The 16,996-nt window shown below is 47.2% G+C and carries 13 protein-coding genes; 5 read left to right on the forward strand and 8 right to left on the reverse strand.

The window, feature by feature from the left end; genetic code table 11:
- Nucleotides 1-416: 416 nt before the first annotated feature.
- The 5 genes from Q338_RS08295 to Q338_RS08315 all read right to left on the reverse strand — a co-directional run bounded on the left by Q338_RS08295 (nt 417) and on the right by Q338_RS08315 (nt 5,540).
- Entirely contained in the window at nt 417-1,667 is a 1,251-nt protein-coding gene (locus Q338_RS08295) for a complex I 51 kDa subunit family protein (RefSeq protein ID WP_034294127.1), read from the reverse strand.
- Nucleotides 1,664-1,960, reverse strand: a complete 297-nt coding sequence (locus Q338_RS14520; protein ID WP_115723616.1) for a hypothetical protein — start codon at nt 1,958-1,960, stop codon at nt 1,664-1,666. The genes Q338_RS08295 and Q338_RS14520 overlap by 4 nt, the downstream gene beginning before the upstream one ends.
- Nucleotides 1,945-3,573, reverse strand: coding sequence for an FAD-binding protein (locus Q338_RS08305; RefSeq protein ID WP_034294131.1), 1,629 nt, complete (start codon nt 3,571-3,573; stop codon nt 1,945-1,947). Before Q338_RS08305 ends, Q338_RS14520 begins: the two co-directional genes overlap by 16 nt.
- A 41-nt stretch (nt 3,574-3,614) precedes the next feature.
- Nucleotides 3,615-4,244 (reverse strand): 2Fe-2S iron-sulfur cluster-binding protein, encoded by a 630-nt coding sequence (locus Q338_RS08310; RefSeq protein WP_034294133.1) that lies wholly within the window; start codon nt 4,242-4,244, stop codon nt 3,615-3,617.
- Between the two features lie 384 nt (nt 4,245-4,628).
- Entirely contained in the window at nt 4,629-5,540 is a 912-nt protein-coding gene (locus tag Q338_RS08315) for a LysR family transcriptional regulator (protein ID WP_034294135.1), read from the reverse strand.
- Between the two features lie 388 nt (nt 5,541-5,928).
- Between Q338_RS08315 and Q338_RS08320 the strand changes: the two genes are divergently transcribed.
- The gene (locus Q338_RS08320; protein ID WP_034294137.1) at nt 5,929-6,285 is read left to right on the forward strand and encodes a hypothetical protein; all 357 of its coding nucleotides are present in this window, start codon (nt 5,929-5,931) and stop codon (nt 6,283-6,285) included.
- Between the two features lie 88 nt (nt 6,286-6,373).
- On the opposite strand, the gene Q338_RS08325 is transcribed toward Q338_RS08320, so the two are convergent.
- Nucleotides 6,374-7,042 carry a histidinol-phosphatase gene (locus tag Q338_RS08325; protein WP_034294140.1) on the reverse strand — a complete coding sequence of 223 codons (669 nt, stop codon included), beginning with the start codon at nt 7,040-7,042 and terminating at the stop codon, nt 6,374-6,376.
- Nucleotides 7,035-7,712 (reverse strand): HdaA/DnaA family protein, encoded by a 678-nt coding sequence (locus Q338_RS08330; RefSeq protein WP_034294142.1) that lies wholly within the window; start codon nt 7,710-7,712, stop codon nt 7,035-7,037. Before Q338_RS08330 ends, Q338_RS08325 begins: the two co-directional genes overlap by 8 nt.
- Nucleotides 7,713-7,995: 283 nt before the next feature.
- On the opposite strand from Q338_RS08330, the gene Q338_RS08335 reads away from it, so the two are divergent.
- Together Q338_RS08335 and Q338_RS08340 are read left to right on the forward strand one after the other, a co-directional pair.
- Nucleotides 7,996-8,520 (forward strand): Spy/CpxP family protein refolding chaperone, encoded by a 525-nt coding sequence (locus Q338_RS08335; RefSeq protein WP_034294145.1) that lies wholly within the window; start codon nt 7,996-7,998, stop codon nt 8,518-8,520.
- 203 nt (nt 8,521-8,723) lie between these two features.
- A complete protein-coding gene (locus Q338_RS08340) occupies nt 8,724-10,247 on the forward strand; it encodes a fumarate hydratase (RefSeq protein ID WP_034294146.1) in 1,524 nt (507 codons plus the stop codon).
- Nucleotides 10,248-10,508: 261 nt separating this feature from the next.
- On the opposite strand, the gene trxA is transcribed toward Q338_RS08340, so the two are convergent.
- Nucleotides 10,509-10,838 carry a thioredoxin TrxA gene (trxA, locus tag Q338_RS08345; RefSeq protein WP_034294148.1) on the reverse strand — a complete coding sequence of 110 codons (330 nt, stop codon included), beginning with the start codon at nt 10,836-10,838 and terminating at the stop codon, nt 10,509-10,511.
- Nucleotides 10,839-11,042: 204 nt separating this feature from the next.
- Between trxA and recC the strand changes: the two genes are divergently transcribed.
- Both recC and Q338_RS08355 read left to right on the forward strand, forming a co-directional pair.
- The gene (recC, locus tag Q338_RS08350) at nt 11,043-14,378 is read left to right on the forward strand and encodes an exodeoxyribonuclease V subunit gamma (protein WP_034294150.1); all 3,336 of its coding nucleotides are present in this window, start codon (nt 11,043-11,045) and stop codon (nt 14,376-14,378) included.
- 183 nt (nt 14,379-14,561) lie between these two features.
- Nucleotides 14,562-16,790 carry a RelA/SpoT family protein gene (locus Q338_RS08355; RefSeq protein ID WP_034294152.1) on the forward strand — a complete coding sequence of 743 codons (2,229 nt, stop codon included), beginning with the start codon at nt 14,562-14,564 and terminating at the stop codon, nt 16,788-16,790.
- Nucleotides 16,791-16,996 lie beyond the last annotated feature (206 nt).

Below are 16,996 nucleotides of genomic sequence, written 5' to 3' on the forward strand. Positions count from 1 at the left end.
TTTTGTTGATTTGATTTCAGGCTGCCTAACAAGAATTTTTACAAACTCCTATATTTTCAGGCAGCCTTTCAGTACACGACAATTTTTTGAAATAACCACAAACCTGTCCCCTCCCCCGTCTCCAACGGGGAAGGGCTAGGGTGGGGGAAAATTTGTGGAATAAATTAATTGTCTTGAAAATCAACGAACCCCCACCCTAACCCCAGACCTGCCAAGTTCTTAAATTTCATACCGCGTAGGTCGGATACTTGTATCCGACAAAACTTGTGGTTTCGTCTGAAAATGTCGGATACAAGTATCCGACCTACGAAGAACTTGGCAAGTCTGCACCCTAACCCTCCCCCGCAAGCGGGAGAGGGGACAGGTTACAGGCAGCCTGAAAGATTTTTGTCGTGTACTGAAAGGCAGCCTGAAACCTATTCCGTCGCCAAACCAAATTCTATTGGAAACACTCGCATGGAACTTGCCACCACCGTCGCCGCCCCCGTAATCAAGCCACAACGTCCACCCCCAGGCATAATGTTCACCAAATTTTGTAAAGCACGCAAATCTTCATCGGTACTGATACCATTGTCCACGCGTTCCACCAGTCGGGCTAATTGGAATGTGCCGCCTTTACACGGTGGGCATTGACCGCAAGAATTATCAGCAAAAAATTGAATGTATTCCGCCACTTTGCGTACCACGCTTGTGCCTTCGGAAATCACAATCATCGCGCCCGTTCCCAAGCTGGAATGGCGTTCTTTCACAGAGACAAAATCCAATGGCACGTCCAAATCTTTCGCCGTCAAAAGTGTGTTGGAAGGTCCACCCGTAAACACCGCTTTGAATGCGCGACCTTCCAACATGCCGCCACCATACACATCAATCAGTTCGCGCAAAGTAATGCCCATCGGCAATTCATATAAACCAGGGTTCAACACATCGCCCGATAGGGAATACAATTTCGTCCCCACCCCATTGGCACGTCCCAAAGCGCGATACCAATCTGCGCCTTCACGCAAAATATGCGGCACATTGGCAAAGGTTTCCGTGTTATTTAATAAAGTGGGTGCACCTGCCACACCTTTTTGGAATGGATAGGGCGGTTTGAATTGGGGAAATGGAAAACCGCCATTTAACCATGAAATCACCGCCGTTTCTTCGCCACCAATGTATCGCCCAGACGATTCTACCACGTTCACCGACAAGGGTTTGCCTAAATATTGTTCAATTTGTTTAAATAATTCATGCTGTTGCCATTGTGCAATAGCGGCGCGGGTGTTGGCGAGCGATTCGCTTAAATGTGGATTAATATACATAATCACATGATTGGCGCGGGTGGCAACTGCGGCAATCAATGCACCTTCCAATACTTGATGGGGCGTGTGTTCCAGCAAATAGCAGTCTTTGAATGTCCCAGGTTCGTCTTCGTTGGCGTTGCAGACAATGTAGCGGTCGCCGTTGTCGCTGGGGGCTTCTGCCATGGCTTGCCATTTGCGGTGGGTGGGGAAACCTGCGCCGCCCATGCCGCCCAAACCTGCGGCTTCTAGGGTGTTGATGATTTGGTCGGGGTGCGCCAAAGCGTTGCGCAAACCTGCACCACCGCCCACTTGCAGCCACGCTGGTAAATCTGCACCGACTAGGCGGCTGGGGTGAAGCAATATTTGGTTGAGTTCGGTGTTCATATTGATGATTCTCTTGTTTTATTTGGTGAGTTTTTAGGTGGGACATTTTTCAGGCTGCCTGAAAAATAACGGTAGGGTGCGCCGTGCGCACCAAACACACCACCATATTCCAATGATTCCAAGCATTTGGTGCGCACAGCGCACCCTACATTTGGGGCAAACCCACGCAAACCACTTGGGCTACGAAGCACAACACGTTGGTGTCCACCACACGAAGAGTGGGTGTGGCGGCGATACGCCACGTTTACGCCCCAAAAATTCAGGCTGCCTGAAAAAATTACGCAATCACGCAATATTTCCCAGCGTGTTCTTGTAAATCAAAATGCCCATAATTGGGGTACAACACGGGGGCTTTGATGTCGGATTTCACGCCTGCTTTTTGCATGGCGCGTTGAAAATGGTAAATGTGCGATAAGCCGCCGCGACCTTTGTAGGGCAACTCGGTTTGCGCCACTTTCGCTACCGCCGCGCCTGTTCTGCGCCCAAAGCTGATGATGTCCAACAAGGCATTGCCCATCAAACGGTTGCGCCCGTGAATACCGCCCGTTACTTCGCCCACCGCATACAAGCCTTTGACGCAGGTTTCACCATTGCCGTTGATTTCAATGCCACCATTTTGGTAATGCAAAGTGGGGTGAATGATGAGCGGCTCGCTTTCGGGGTGAACGCCGCATTTGTGCGCGACGTGTCCCAGCGTAACCAAGCGTTTTAAAATATCAGGCTGCTCGGCGATAATGCGTGGGGTGTCTAAAAATACGCCCACTTGTCCATCACGTTCCACGCCGCGACCTTCGCGCACTTCACGCAAAATGGCGGCGGCAACCACATCACGCGGTTGCAATTCGTCCACAAATCGCTCGCCCAAACCATTGACCAATTTGGTGCCAGCCGAGCGCGTGGCTTCGGAAATCAAGGCACCCGCCATGTGCGGTGGGTGCGCCACACCTGTGGGGTGGTATTGAAAACTGTCCACATCGCGCAATTTCGCGCCCATGCGATACGCCAACACCAGCCCGTCTGCCGTTGCGCCATAGTGATTGGACGTGGCAAAACCTTGTAAATGCAAACGCCCCGAACCGCCAGTTGCCAACACCACCGCTTTGGCGTGTACCGTCATCAAACGGCGGCGTTCCAAATCATACAACACCGCACCCACACAGCGACCGTGTTCATCGGACAACAATTCCACCGCAGGGTGGCGATTTAATTGGGTAATGTTTTTTTCAAGTTCAACGGCTTCGCGCAACACTTTCATCATTTCCAAACCCGTGAAATCTCGATGACACAAAATGCGTTGCGCGGTGGTGCCACCTGCTTTTTTGCGAACCAGATAGCCGTTTTTGTCGCCATTTTGCACATCAAAATCCATGCCCAAACCAATCAGCCAACGAATCGCACTCGGTGCGTCCGTTACCATTTGCGCCACCAATTCCTTGTTTGCTGCTTGGTGTCCGCCTTTAAACGTGTCGTCAAAATGGCGTTGCAGGCTGTCGTCCGCGCCTACGGCAGCCTGAATGCCACCTTCCGCCATCACCGTATTGCTGTCGCCAATGCGTAATTTGTTTGCCATGATGACTTTCGCGCCATCGTGTGCCGCCGTCAAAGCCACCGTTGCACCCGCGCCACCGCCGCCAATCACGAGTACATCGGTGCGCACATTTTCCGCGCCTGCCAAATCATAATCTTCAATCAAAGGCTGGGAAATCAGTAATTTCGCCAAATCAGGGTGGCAAAAATCACCCGCATTTGCCCCCACTGCTAATTTTACCCGCGCCCCATCAGAATAATCAGGATGAAAGTTTTTCAATAAAATGTCTTTTTCAGGCAGCGTGTTGTTTAATTCGGGCGTTTTAGCGCGCAGATTTGCCAACGCTGTTTCGTAGGGAATACCTTGTATTGTTGTCATTTTGGGTTGTCTTTTTTGAAATATGTTGGGTTAATTTGGTTTCAGGCAGCCTGAATATCCACCTTCATTGCACCACTATCAATTTCCTGCAAACGGCGCATCAAATCCACAGGTCGTAAACTTCGCGCCGTAGTCATGCGGCGTGCATACAAACCCAAATGATTCGGGCGAATATTTTCAGGGCAAGCCAACGTACACAAATTACACATCACGCATTCATCAAACGTGTGCGCCGCCGCGCCAAAATCGCCCGCCACCACTTGCGCCACCCCATTTTGTACCTGCAAATGTTTCGGGCAAGCCGCATCGCAGCCACCACAATGGCGACAATGTTGCGATTCAGGGAATAAAGCCGCCGTGTCGTCCAACCAATTCCAGCCATCGCCCACGTTTTCCAAATCATAATAATGAATGTGGCTGGGCAAAAAATAGTCAATAAAACTCACTTGCATACCCTCTTCAATTGGCGTTTCGCAAGCCAACGCAGTGGTAACCGTACGCTCCCCCTCCTTGCGCACCAAGCAACGGCAAGAACCACACACGCCCTGCCCCATGCAACCCACATTTTTGGTAATTGCATTACCTGCTTTGGCAAGTGCCTGAATAATCGTGCTGTTTTTATCGGCTTCTACATTCAAGCCGTCTATTACCAAATGATATTTTTCCGACATTTTGTGTTCCTAAAATATTGTTTTTGATTTGAATGCGCGAATTTTACGCCTTTAGAACTGTAATTTCATGTAAGAAAAATTTAGGCAGCCTGAAAAGATTAAATTTTGTATGATTAAGTTAATTTAAGTTAATAAATTGATTTGTATAAACAATAATGAAAAGACCCACCACCTATTGTCCAAACACCCGTTTTCATATTTTCAGGCAGCCTGAAAATAAAAAAACATTGTGAAAACAAGATTTCATCTTATTTCATATCCCCCTATTTTTTATAGGGATTTGGCAATAGGCGGTAAAATCCATACTTTTGTTAAGATTTGTGAATATGAATACTGCTTGATTTGGGTCAAGCAAACCGCAGTTTTATGTTGCTAAATTACATTTCAGGCTGCCTGAATATGCTCGGGTAAGGGCGTATCGCTGAAATATTCCACCAAAAAATCAATAAAACTACGCACCCGCGCATTCATAAATTGACGATTGGCATACACCGCATAAAGCGGCGTGGGTTTCCACTCATAGTCGGGCAACACGCGCACCAGTCGCCCCAAAGCCAAATCGTCTTGCGCCAACCACTCGGGCATATAACCTATCCCTGCGCCAGCGCGAATGAGTGCGGCTATCATGTGTGTGTTGTTGCTGCGCATGCTTGGGTTCATTTGCAAATACGTTTTCACGCCATCGCGCCACACTTCCGTTTGCGACATATCCGTGTAAGACGGCAAAATAGCGCGATGGTTCACCAAATCTGCTGGTGTTTCAGGCTGCCCAAATTGCTCAATATATTCAGGCGCGGCAAGCAAATAAAACGACAATTGCGTTAATTTTCGCGCAATCAAATTATCGGGCAATTGATGAGACAAGCGCAGCGCAATGTCTTCCCCATCGCCGTTTAAATCCACATGACGATTGGTTAAACTCAACACCAGCTCCACATCAGGATAACGCCGCTCATAACTCGCCACCACCTGCGCAAACGTGTCGCACGAAAACCACAACGGCACACTCACGCGCAACACACCACTAGGACGCGTTAAACCTGCGCTTGCCACATCGGCGGCTTGTTGCAAAATTTCCAAAGCCAGAGCGCATTCATGATAATAAGTTTCACCCTGTTCCGTTAATTTCAATTGCCGATTATTGCGATAGAGCAATTGCGCCTGTACCATTTTTTCCAGATGCGAAACATGCTTGCTGGTCATCGGCACCGATAAATCCAGCAAATCGGCGGCTTTAGTAAAACTACCACTTTGTACTACTTGGCAAAAAACTTTCATACTCAAATAGGTGTCCATTTCAGATTCCTTATTTCAAAAAAAACATTTTCAGGCAGCCTGAAGTGATTATTTACAGTTAAATTTGATGGTTGTCATTACATAAAAACCCCAACTTAACATCTTTACCAAAAACGAATTAGACCCTATAATATACTCAAGTTTCTAGGCAGCAAAATGAGTTAGCAACAATTAATTATAGCTAACGAGTGGGAACCTGGTAACCGTTGGGTTGTACGCTCAAGATTGCATACCCCTGCAATTTCTAGGCAGCAAAACAAGTCGGTCAATCCATCATACCGACCGACAAGTGGGAACCTGGTAATCCGCATGGCAAGCGTATTGCATTCGTGCTTTAGACTACCCGAAGTTTATCGCAATTTTTTAATCACTTATTTTGGAGTTTCTTATGAACTACGATAAAACCGTATCTGAAATGTTGAATGTTGATGGTGCTTTGGCTGCTGCTGTTGTAGACTTCTCTAGCGGCATGTTGTTGGCTGGTGGCGGCTCTGCTGCGATTGATTTGGAAATCGCTGCTGCTGGTAACACAGAAGTGGTACGCGCCAAAATGAAAACCATGCAAATGCTGGGTTTGAAAGATTCTATTGAAGACATCTTGATTACATTGGGCAAACAATACCACTTGTTGCGTCCTTTGACTCGCCAAGATGGCTTGTTCTTGTACTCTGTATTGGATCGCTCTAAATCTAACTTGGCTTTGGCTCGTCGCTCTTTGATTGATGCTGAAAACAACATGAAATAATTTCTCATTGATTGAATCAATAAATTGATTAAAAAAAGGGTTAAACTTTTTGGTTTAACCCTTTTGATTTTTTCAGGCTGCCTGAAATTTACGCAAAATTCAAAATCGCCCAACCGCGCTCTTTCGCCACCGCCGCCAATACTTCATCGGGGTTCACTGCCACAGGCTCGTCCACCACTTCCAAAAGCGGCAAATCGTTTTTGGAATCGCTGTAAAAATACGTTTTCTGATAATCGCTTAACTGCTCGCCACGCGCCGCCAACCATTCGTGTAAACGCGTGATTTTACCTTCACGCAAACTGGGCGTCCCCACCACGCCGCCCGTGAAATACCCACGCTCATCGGTTTCCAAACGCGTGCCAATTACATGGTCAATGCCGAATAATTGGCAAATCGGCGTGATAATGTATTCATTGGTGGACGAAATCACCAACAGCGTATCGCCTGCTTGACGGTGGCTTTCCACCAGCATTTTTGCCATTTGGGTGATGTTCGGCACGATGTATTTTTGGATAAACTCTTGATGTAATTCGGCTAATTCAGTTTTATTAAACGGCGCGAGCGGCTCAATTTCAAAGCGAACAAAATCTTCCACTTTCAGGCAGCCTGCTTGGTAATCGCGGTAAAATTGCTCGTTTTTGGCATTGGCGTAATCTGCGTCCATTAATCCTTTTTCAATCAGGAATTTGGGAAAGGCGTTGTCGCTGTCGGTGTTGATGAGTGTGTGGTCTAAATCAAAAATGGCGAGATTAGTCATGATTATCCTGTTGTTTTAAAAGTTGTTTTACCAGATGAAGGGTAAGCGGTTTGCCCATCGTTACCGAATAGGCAATTAAGTCATTGAACATAGACAATAAACTGCTCATGTCCTGCCGCCAATGGTCGTGCAAATAAGCATAAATTCGGGAATCTATGGTAATTTGTCGGGTTTTGGCGAGATGGTATAGGGCTTGGATTTTTTCGGGGCGACTCAAGGGCTGCACTTCATACGCCAAGCAATACGCCACGCGGGTACGCAAATCTTCACGCAAATTCAATTTAGATGAGTGAAAATCAGACGCGAGCAATAAATGCCCCTGCCGTGAATTACGGAAAGTATTGAATAAATTAAATAAAACAGTTTGTTCTTTGGGGCGCAATTTTTCAATTTGGTCTATCGCCACATATTCGGCGCGCGCGACCAAATTATCCGATAAGCTGGTTTTGCTGGCATCTATGTACACAGCACGGTGTCCAGCTTGCACGGCTTGTCCAACCCATGCTTGCAGAATATGGCTTTTGCCTGCACCTTTTTCGCCCCAAATATAGATGAATTGGTCATGTTCTTGTTGCAAAAAATAGATGAGTTCGGCGTTTGAATTGCCTAATAGCTGGTCAAAACGTGGGTAGCTGGGTTCGTCAAAATCTAGGGAAAGTTGTGGATTCACGGTTTCAGGCTGCCTGAAAAAGGGTTTTTGGGGGAAAGTGTTGCGTTTTGGATAATTTGATTGTACCCAAAAAGACACAAATTGTCGCTAATTGTATAATATTGTTGGCAAAATTTAAATATTTTCGCCAACAAATTTCACAAATGATTTGACAAAATAAGGATTTGCGTTTTTTCAGGCTGCCTGAAGTATTTACGCAATCTTTACCGCAGCAAAAAATCGTTTAACATCAATTGGCGTATCATTCGGGTCTTCAATCAACGACAAACAGAAGGATACACAAATGAAAAAATTAACCATCGCTACTTTAGTTTTGATGACCACCGCAGGCGTGGCTGTCGCCGCCAACAGCACGGACAATCAAACCACCCCCAAACACGGCGAACACAAACACGGCAAAATAATGCGTCATCACGACGGCAAACATTCTGATTTGCCACGCGGTTTTGAAAAATTGAATTTGTCTGACGCGCAAAAAGCGAAAATCAAAGCCATCGTAGAAGCAGATAAACCCACTCGTGAAGCAAAAAAAGATTTCACCGATTTCAAACAAAAAATGCAAGCCCGCCGCGCCGCCGAACAAAAATTAATGAACAGCCCCACTTTTGACGAAGCAGCCGCCCGCCAAATGATTGTGGAACGCCAACAAGAACGCTTGAATATGGAACGCAAACACGCTGAACGTGAATTGCAAATGTTGAAAAAACGCCATGCGATTTTCCAAGTTTTGACCGCCGAACAGCAAAAACAGTTCCAAGAAGAACAACAAAAGCATTTTAATAAATTTATGAGCCGTAAAGATAAATAAGTAACTGATTTTATTATTTAATTAAATCAATATCTTTCCCCCAAAAACAAATCTTTGTTTTTGGGGGAAATTGCTTTCAGGCTGCCTGATGATTCTATCTTGATGATTATCATAATGGACTGAAAATAATCATGCTAAAATTTGTGCTGCGTGTTTCAGGCAGCCTGAAACGCATTTCCCAAAAAAACAAAAGGTAAGCAACCATGACCATTATCAAACAAGAAGATTTCATTCAAAGCATTGCTGACGCATTCCAATTCATCAGCTACTACCACCCCAAAGATTATATCCAAGCCCTGACCAAAGCTTTGGAGCGCGAAGAAAACCCCGCCGCCAAAGACGCGATGACACAAATCTTGGTAAACAGCCGCATGTGCGCCGAAGGCAAACGCCCCATCTGCCAAGACACAGGCATTGCCACCGTATTTTTGAAAATCGGCATGAACGTGCAATGGGACGCAACCATGAGTGTGCAAGACATGGTCAATGAAGGCGTGCGCCGCGCCTACACCCACCCCGACAATGTGTTGCGCGCGTCCGTGTTGGCAGACCCTGCTGGCAAACGCATCAACACCAAAGACAACACCCCAGCCGTTGTTCACATGGAAGTGGTGGCGGGCGACAAAGTTCACGTTACCTGCGCGGCAAAAGGCGGCGGCTCGGAAAACAAATCCAAAGCGGCGATGTTGAATCCGTCCGACAGCATTGTGGATTGGGTCATCAAAACCATTCCAACTATGGGTGCGGGCTGGTGTCCCCCCGGCATTTTGGGCATTGGCATTGGCGGTACACCCGAAAAAGCCATGTTGATGGCAAAAGAAAGCCTGATGTCGCACGTGGATATTCACGAATTGCAAGAAAAAGCCGCTTCGGGCGCGGAATTGAACACGGTAGAAAAATTGCGCTTGGAATTGTTTGAAAAAGTGAACGCGCTGGGCATTGGCGCACAAGGTTTGGGTGGCTTGACCACCGTGTTGGACGTGAAAATTTTGGATTATCCGACCCACGCGGCAAGTAAACCCGTAGCGATGATTCCGAACTGCGCCGCCACGCGCCACGTTGAATTTGAATTGGACGGCACAGGCGCGGCGAATTTGGAAGCCCCAAGTTTGGAAGACTGGCCCGACATCACATACAGCCCCGACAACGGCATTCGCGTGGACTTGGACAATTTGACCAAAGAAGACGTGGCGCAATGGAAAATGGGCGATGTCTTGTTGCTCAACGGCAAAATTTTGACGGGACGCGATGCCGCCCACAAACGCATGGTGGATATGTTGAACAAAGGCGAAAAACTGCCCGTGGATTTCACCAACAAAATGATTTACTACGTGGGTCCTGTGGACCCTGTACGCGATGAAGTCGTAGGCCCTGCTGGCCCGACCACCGCCACGCGCATGGACAAATTCACGCGCCAAATGTTGGAAGAAACAGGTTTGCTGGGCATGATTGGCAAATCGGAACGCGGCGAAGCGGCTTGCCAAGCCATTGCCGACCACCAAGCGGTGTATTTGATGGCAACGGGCGGCGCGGCGTATTTGGTTGCCAAAGCGATTAAAAACGCCAAAGTGGTGGCGTTTGAAGATTTGGGCATGGAAGCGATTTACGAATTTGAAGTGAAAGACATGCCCGTAACTGTGGCTGTGGACAGCAAAGGCAAATCGGTTCACGATGTCGCGCCGAAACAATGGCAAGCGAAAATTGGCATTATTCCCGTAGAAGCGTAAAATAAAATCGTAAAATAATATTCAGGCAGCCTTTCGCTACCCTACAAAAATAAAATATTGCCTGAAATCGTTGAGATATTGCAATCTAACCCCCTCTCCTTTGGGAGAGGGAAAAATCGTGGTGCATTGAAAGTTTTACCCTCTCCCTAACCCTCTACCACAGGAGAGGGAACAGATGAGTGGTAGACAAAAATTTGTAGGGTAATGAAAGGCAGCCTGAAAAATGATTTTCAGGCTGCCTGAATTGTATGTGCTTAATAATTAAGCAATAGACGCATTCACAAATGCCGCCAATTGGTTTTTCGCCAACGCGCCTACTTTGGTTGCCGCAGGTTTACCGTCTTTGAACACAATCAGGGTAGGAATGCCACGCACGCCAAATTGTGCGGGAATGGCTTGATTTTCATCAACATTCATTTTGGCGATTTTCACATTACCGCCAAATTCTTCTGCTAATTCATCCAGCACAGGCGCAATCATTTTGCATGGACCACACCATGGTGCCCAAAAGTCCAACAACACAGGCACATTGGCTTGCAAAACTTCCGCTTCAAAAGTGGCGTCGGTAACGTGTACGATTTTATCGCTCATTTGATTCTTTCCTTAAAAAAATTAAAATCTATAAAAAACTACAAAGCGTAAGATATAGCTTATTACGTCATAATTCAAGATGGATTGTTTTTAGATATTTTTGGGATAGGCAAATATTGTTTTATTTAGATGAAATCCCATTTCAGGCTGCCTGAAAATTTGAGCGTATAATTCTGAATTATTGTCCCGACTTTGCCCATCAATATGCTCCATCTCTACCAATCCAATCGCCTAGAAGACCTTGCCGATATGCTGGCAACCCTGCACCAAGTTGCGCCGCTTCAATCGCCGCTCGCACCCGAACAAATTGTGGTGCAAAGTCAGGGCATGCGCCGTTTTATCAATCAATTTTTGGCGAAAAAACAAGGCATAGCGGCGAATATTCAATTCAGTCTGCCTGCGGGTTTGAGCTTTCGTTTAATGCGCGAAACCATGCCCGACACGCCCGAATTAAACCCATTTGACACGGAAGTCATGCGCTGGCGACTGCTGGCGTTGTTTCAATCGCCCGAATTTCAGGGCGCAGATTTTCAGGCTGCCCGAGAAGTATTGCACAGCTATTTGGACAATGGCGAATACGCCGCCTATCAATTGGCAGGGCAATTGGCAGACGTGTTTGACCAATATTTGGTGTATCGCCCCCATTGGATTGAAACGTGGCACGCGGGGCAATTGGTGGACGGCGTATCGGACGAGCAAATCTGGCAAGCGCAATTGTGGCGATATTTGGACGATGGGCGACAATCCGCGCCGCACCGCGTGGAATTGTGGCATAACCTGATGAAACATTTGGATAATCCACCCGAATGGCTGCCTGAACGCTTTTTCGTGTTTGGCATTGCCACGCTTGCGCCAATGTATCTGGAATTACTGATACGTTTGGCGAAAACGCGTGAAGTGCATATTTTCGCGCTCAATCCCAGCGAATTGTATTGGGGACAAGTGATTGAACCAGCAAAAATTTTAAATCAATCGGAAGAACCCGATTTGAGTTTACAGGGACACCCACTACTCGCTTCTTTGGGCAAACAAGGGCGTGATTTTTTTGACGCTTTGTCGGAAGCGCAAATTGGCATAGATGTGAATTCGTATGACACGGCGGCATTTTCAGGCTGCCTGTTGCACGAATTGCAAAAAAATCTGCAAACCCAAACGCTGCCTGAAGACAGCGATTATTTGCAAAACCATGATTTAACAACAGAAACTGTTTTAAAACATCTGCAAACCAAAGACCGCAGCATTCAAATCCACAGCGCACACAGCCCTTTGCGCGAATTGCAAATTTTAAAAGACCAAATCCTTGTTTTATTAGAACAAAACAAGGATTGGCAGCCACACGACATCGCCATACTCACGCCGCATATTGAGCCATACGCGCCTTATATTCATGCCGTGTTTGGGCAACAAACGGGTAGCGGTCAGGCTTTGCCCTATTCCTTGTCTGATGTGAAATTGTCGCGCCGCCAGCCACTTTTGTATGCTTTGGAGCAAACTTTGTCGCTGTTGAACAGCCGTTTTGAAGTGGATAAATTATTGCCCTTGCTAGACAGCGAAACAGTCTTACAACGCTTTGATTTAACAAGAGAAGATTTGCTTTTATTGCACGACACAATTGCCAAATTGAATATTCATTGGGGCGCGGATTCGGCGCAACGGGCGAAATTTGGCGATTCGCAGCGTTTGTTTACATGGCAACAGGGTTTGGAGCGGCTGATTTTGGGTTGGCTGCTGCCTGAAAGTAAACAAAACAAAGGTTTATGGCAAAACATCAGCGCGTGGCACACCCGCCCCGACCATTTGGACGTGTTGAGCAAATTTACCGCTTTGGTGCGTACTCTGGCGCAAACGCAGCGCGAATGGCAGGCTGCCACCCATGTTTCGGGCTGGGCGGAACGCATTCGGCGTTTGATGGCGAATGTGTTTGCCCCCAGCGATGATGACCGTGAAGCAATTTACCAATTGGAACAATCGCTTGCACGCTGGGTGGCAGAAAGTGAATTGGCGGATTTTGCCCAATCTTTGACGCAGGACACGGCAATTGCCCACATTCAACGCTTTTTGAATTCGGCGGACGAAACGCATTTTTTGCGTGGTGGGATAACGTTTTGCGGCATGGTGCCGATGCGTTCATTGCCGTTCAAAATGATTGCGCTGATTGGTTTGAATGACGGCGATTTTCCGCGCAACACGAAAGCGGCGAGCTTTGATTTAATCGCCAAACACCCAAAAAAAGGCGACCGTGCGCGGCGCGATGACGACCGTTATTTGTTTTTGGAAGCGGTGTTATCAGCGCGACAAGTGTTGTATTTATCGTTTATTGGCAAAGACATACGCAGCGATGAGCCACGCACACCGTCCACGCTGCTCAATGAATTGGTGGATTGTGTGGCGGAGATGGTGGGCGTGTCGTCCAAAGATTTGCTGGACAATTGGCTGACCCAGCACCCTTTGCAAGCCTTTTCGCCGAAATATTTTTCAGGCAGTCTGCACAGCAGTCGCACCGATTACGCGGCGGCTTTGAATGCGGAAAAAATCGCGGTGGCGGATTTTTTCAGGCAGCCTGAAACGGATTTCACAGAACACGCTAGCTATTTGATTGAACAAAAAGATTTTATTCAATTTTGGCGCAATCCCGTTCGCAGCTATTTGCGTAACACGCTGAATTGGCAAGCCCCCAACGCTGGCATGGAATGGGACGCGGCTGAACCCTTTGCACCCGTGCAAACGCGTTTATTATCTGACGCTTATGTTTCCGCGCGGCGACACAATCGGCAATTTGACGATGTGGCGGCGGAATTGACGGCGCAAAGTTTGTTGCCTGCGGGCGAATTGGGCGCGTTGGCGCAAGGTGATTTTGCGGCGCAAGCGGCGGCATTGGACGGAAAATTGTTGTACAGCAAAGCCTTACCAGAGCGTAGTGGCGTGTTGCCCAGCGTTTCAGGCTGCCTGAATTATCGTTTGAATCATGATTATGAAGTGGGACAAGTGATTTACGCAGGGCAATTTCTCAATGAATTCAATGAACATGGCAATTTATCCGCCGCCGATAAAATTGAATTGCTGCTGCAACATGTGATTTTCTGCGCCGCCACCCCCGAACACGACAGGCAGCCTGAAAGCCGCCAAACGCATTTTATTCAATTGCCCAATGTGCTGACTTTGCCGCCACTCGCGCAGGACTTGGCGCAGGAAATTTTGTCTTTGTGGATAAGTGTTTATCAACAAGGACACGCCGCGCCGCAACCCTTTTTCCCGCGTGTGCAATTGGCGGCGGCAAACAAATTGTTCACGCCGAAAAAAGGGCAAGATGGGCTGGATTATGATGGTGCCATTGCCGCCGCCGCCAATATTTATCACAATGGATACAAAGGGTTTGCACAGGAAGATTATCCCGAAGTGAAATTGGTGTTTGGGCGCAATCCTGATTCCGAACCGCCCTATCGTTCTGATTTGTTTATGAATTTGACGGAGAATTTGTTTGCAGGGCTTGCAGGCTGCCTGAAAGCATTGGCAGGCGAAAATGAAACCGATGTGGGGTAAATTTCAGGCTGCCTTTCAGTACACGGTAATTTTTTTAAATTACTACAAACTTGTCCCCTCCCCGTCTCTAACGGGGGAGGGGGCAAATTGTTGGTAAAATTAAAAATTGTCGTGTACCGAAAGGCTGCCTAAAAGAGAAAAACTGTATACAATCCCTTATCCTTCCAAAATGGGGTATTTCACATGACAACTGAATTATCTAATAATAAACAATGGCTTGAAAACTACATCACACAACAAGAACCGCAAGACCAAACCATTTTACGCAACGCCCTTGCGCTTGCCAAACAACATTATCCGCCCGAAGCCAAAGGGCGCAAAAGTGGCGAGCCGCTTTTATCTCGTTTGTTGGCGGCGGCAAAAATGGTGGCGGAAATGGATATTTTGCCCGAAAGTGTGGCGGTTACGCTCTTAACCGACATTTCGGATTATTTAGATGATTGGCAAAAAATCGTTACTGAACAATGTGGTGCCAAAGTTTGCACGATGGTGGCGGGTTTGGACGAAGTGGAAAAAATCACCGATTTTGCTAAAGTGGACAATCTCACCACCCCCGAAGAACGCGCCGTGCAAGCGGAAACCATGCGTAATATGCTGTTGGCGATGGCTTCGGATATTCGCGTGGTGTTGATTAAATTGGCATTGCGCACACGCACCATGCAATATTTGGGCAATATAGACGATAACGCACACAAACGCGCCGTTGCCAAAGAAACGCTGGATATTTTCGCGCCACTTGCCAATCGTTTGGGCGTGTGGCAAGTAAAATGGCAGCTTGAAGATTTGGGTTTTCGCCATCAGCAGCCTGATGAATATCGCCGTATTGCCAATTTATTGGACGAAAAACGGGAAGAGCGGGAAGCCTATATTGAGCATTTTTTGCAGATTTTGCGCACGGAATTAGACCAAATTGGCATTGAATACGATGTGGCAGGGCGTGCTAAACACATTTATTCCATTTATAAAAAAATGGTCAAGAAAAAACTGGATTTTGACGGTTTATACGATATTCGGGCGGTGCGTATTTTGGTCAAAACGGTGCCTGAATGTTATACCACGCTGGGGATAGTACACAGCCTGTTTCAGCCGATTCCAGGTGAGTTTGATGATTATATTGCCAATCCAAAAGGCAATGGTTACAAGAGTTTACACACCGTTATCGTCGGGCCTGAAGACAAGGGCATTGAAGTGCAAATTCGCACCAAAGACATGCACGCATTCAATGAATACGGCGTGGCGGCGCACTGGCGTTACAAAGAAGGGGGCAAAAGCAATGAGGAATACGAAAAAACCATCGCTTCTTTGCGTAAATTATTAGACAAGTACGAAGAATCAGAAGATTCCACCCAGTCGCCCAATCCCGATACGCCCCCCACGAAAAAGAACAGTCCCCAAGATTTGGCGGCGGCATTTAAAACCGAATTGTTCAACGACACCATTTATGTGCTGACCCCACACGGCAAAGTTTTAACGCTGCCGAAAGGTTCAACGCCGATTGATTTTGCCTACGCATTGCACACCAATTTGGGCGACCGTTGTCGGGGGGCGAAAGTAGATGGGCAGATTGTGCCTTTGTCCACGCATTTGGAAAATGGACAAAGGGTGGAAATCATTGCCGCCAAAGAAGGTGTGCCATCGGTAAACTGGTTACACGAGGGCTGGGTAAAATCCAGTAAAGCCATCAACAAAATTCGCGCCTATATTCGCCAACAAAATGCGGAAACGCTGCGCGAAGAAGGTAAAAATCAGTTTGACAAAATCATCAGCAAAATCAATCCGAAACCCAATCAACAGCAATTGTGCGAAAAATTGGGCTTCAAACTGCTGGACGATTTGTATATGGCCATCGGGCATGGGGAATTGACCACTCGCGCGATTAAAAAAGCGGCTGGGGCTTTGCTGATGCCGCCGCCTACGCCGATTTCGGAAACCAGTATTGTGAAAAAATCCAAAATCCAATCGTCTAATCAAAATGGCGTGTTGGTGGACGGCGAATCAGGTTTGCTGACCCATTTGGCAAAATGCTGTAAACCTGCGCCGCCTGATTTGATTGTGGGTTTTGTTACGCGCGACAAGGGCGTGTCTATTCATCGGCAGAGTTGCAGCGATTTTGAGCATTTGGCGGCGCAGTCGCCCGAAAAAGTGCTGCCTGCAAGCTGGGCAATTGAACAGGCAAATCAAATTTTCGCCATTGACATTGAAATTCGGGCGCAAGACAGAAATGGTTTGCTGCGCGATGTGTCGGACACTTTGGCGCGGCATAAATTGAATGTTACCGCCGTGCAAACCATCACGCGGGATTTAGAAGCCAGTATGCGCTTTACACTGGAAGTGAAACAGGTGCAGGAATTGCCGCGCGTATTGGCAAGTTTGGCGGAAGTGAAAGGTGTGAATAGTGTAACAAGATTGTGATTATTTTAGGTATTTTATGTAAATTTGGTTTTCAGGCAGCCTTTCGCTACCCTACAAAAATAAAATATTGCCTGAAATCGTTGAGATACAGCAATCTAACCCCCTCTCCTTTGGGAGAGGGCTGGGGAGAGGGAAAAATCGTGGTGCATTGAAAGTTTTACCCTCTCCCTAACCCTCTCCCACAGGAGAGGGAACAGATGAGTGGT

The organism is Alysiella crassa DSM 2578, from assembly GCF_000745955.1.
Classification (GTDB): domain Bacteria; phylum Pseudomonadota; class Gammaproteobacteria; order Burkholderiales; family Neisseriaceae; genus Simonsiella; species Simonsiella crassa.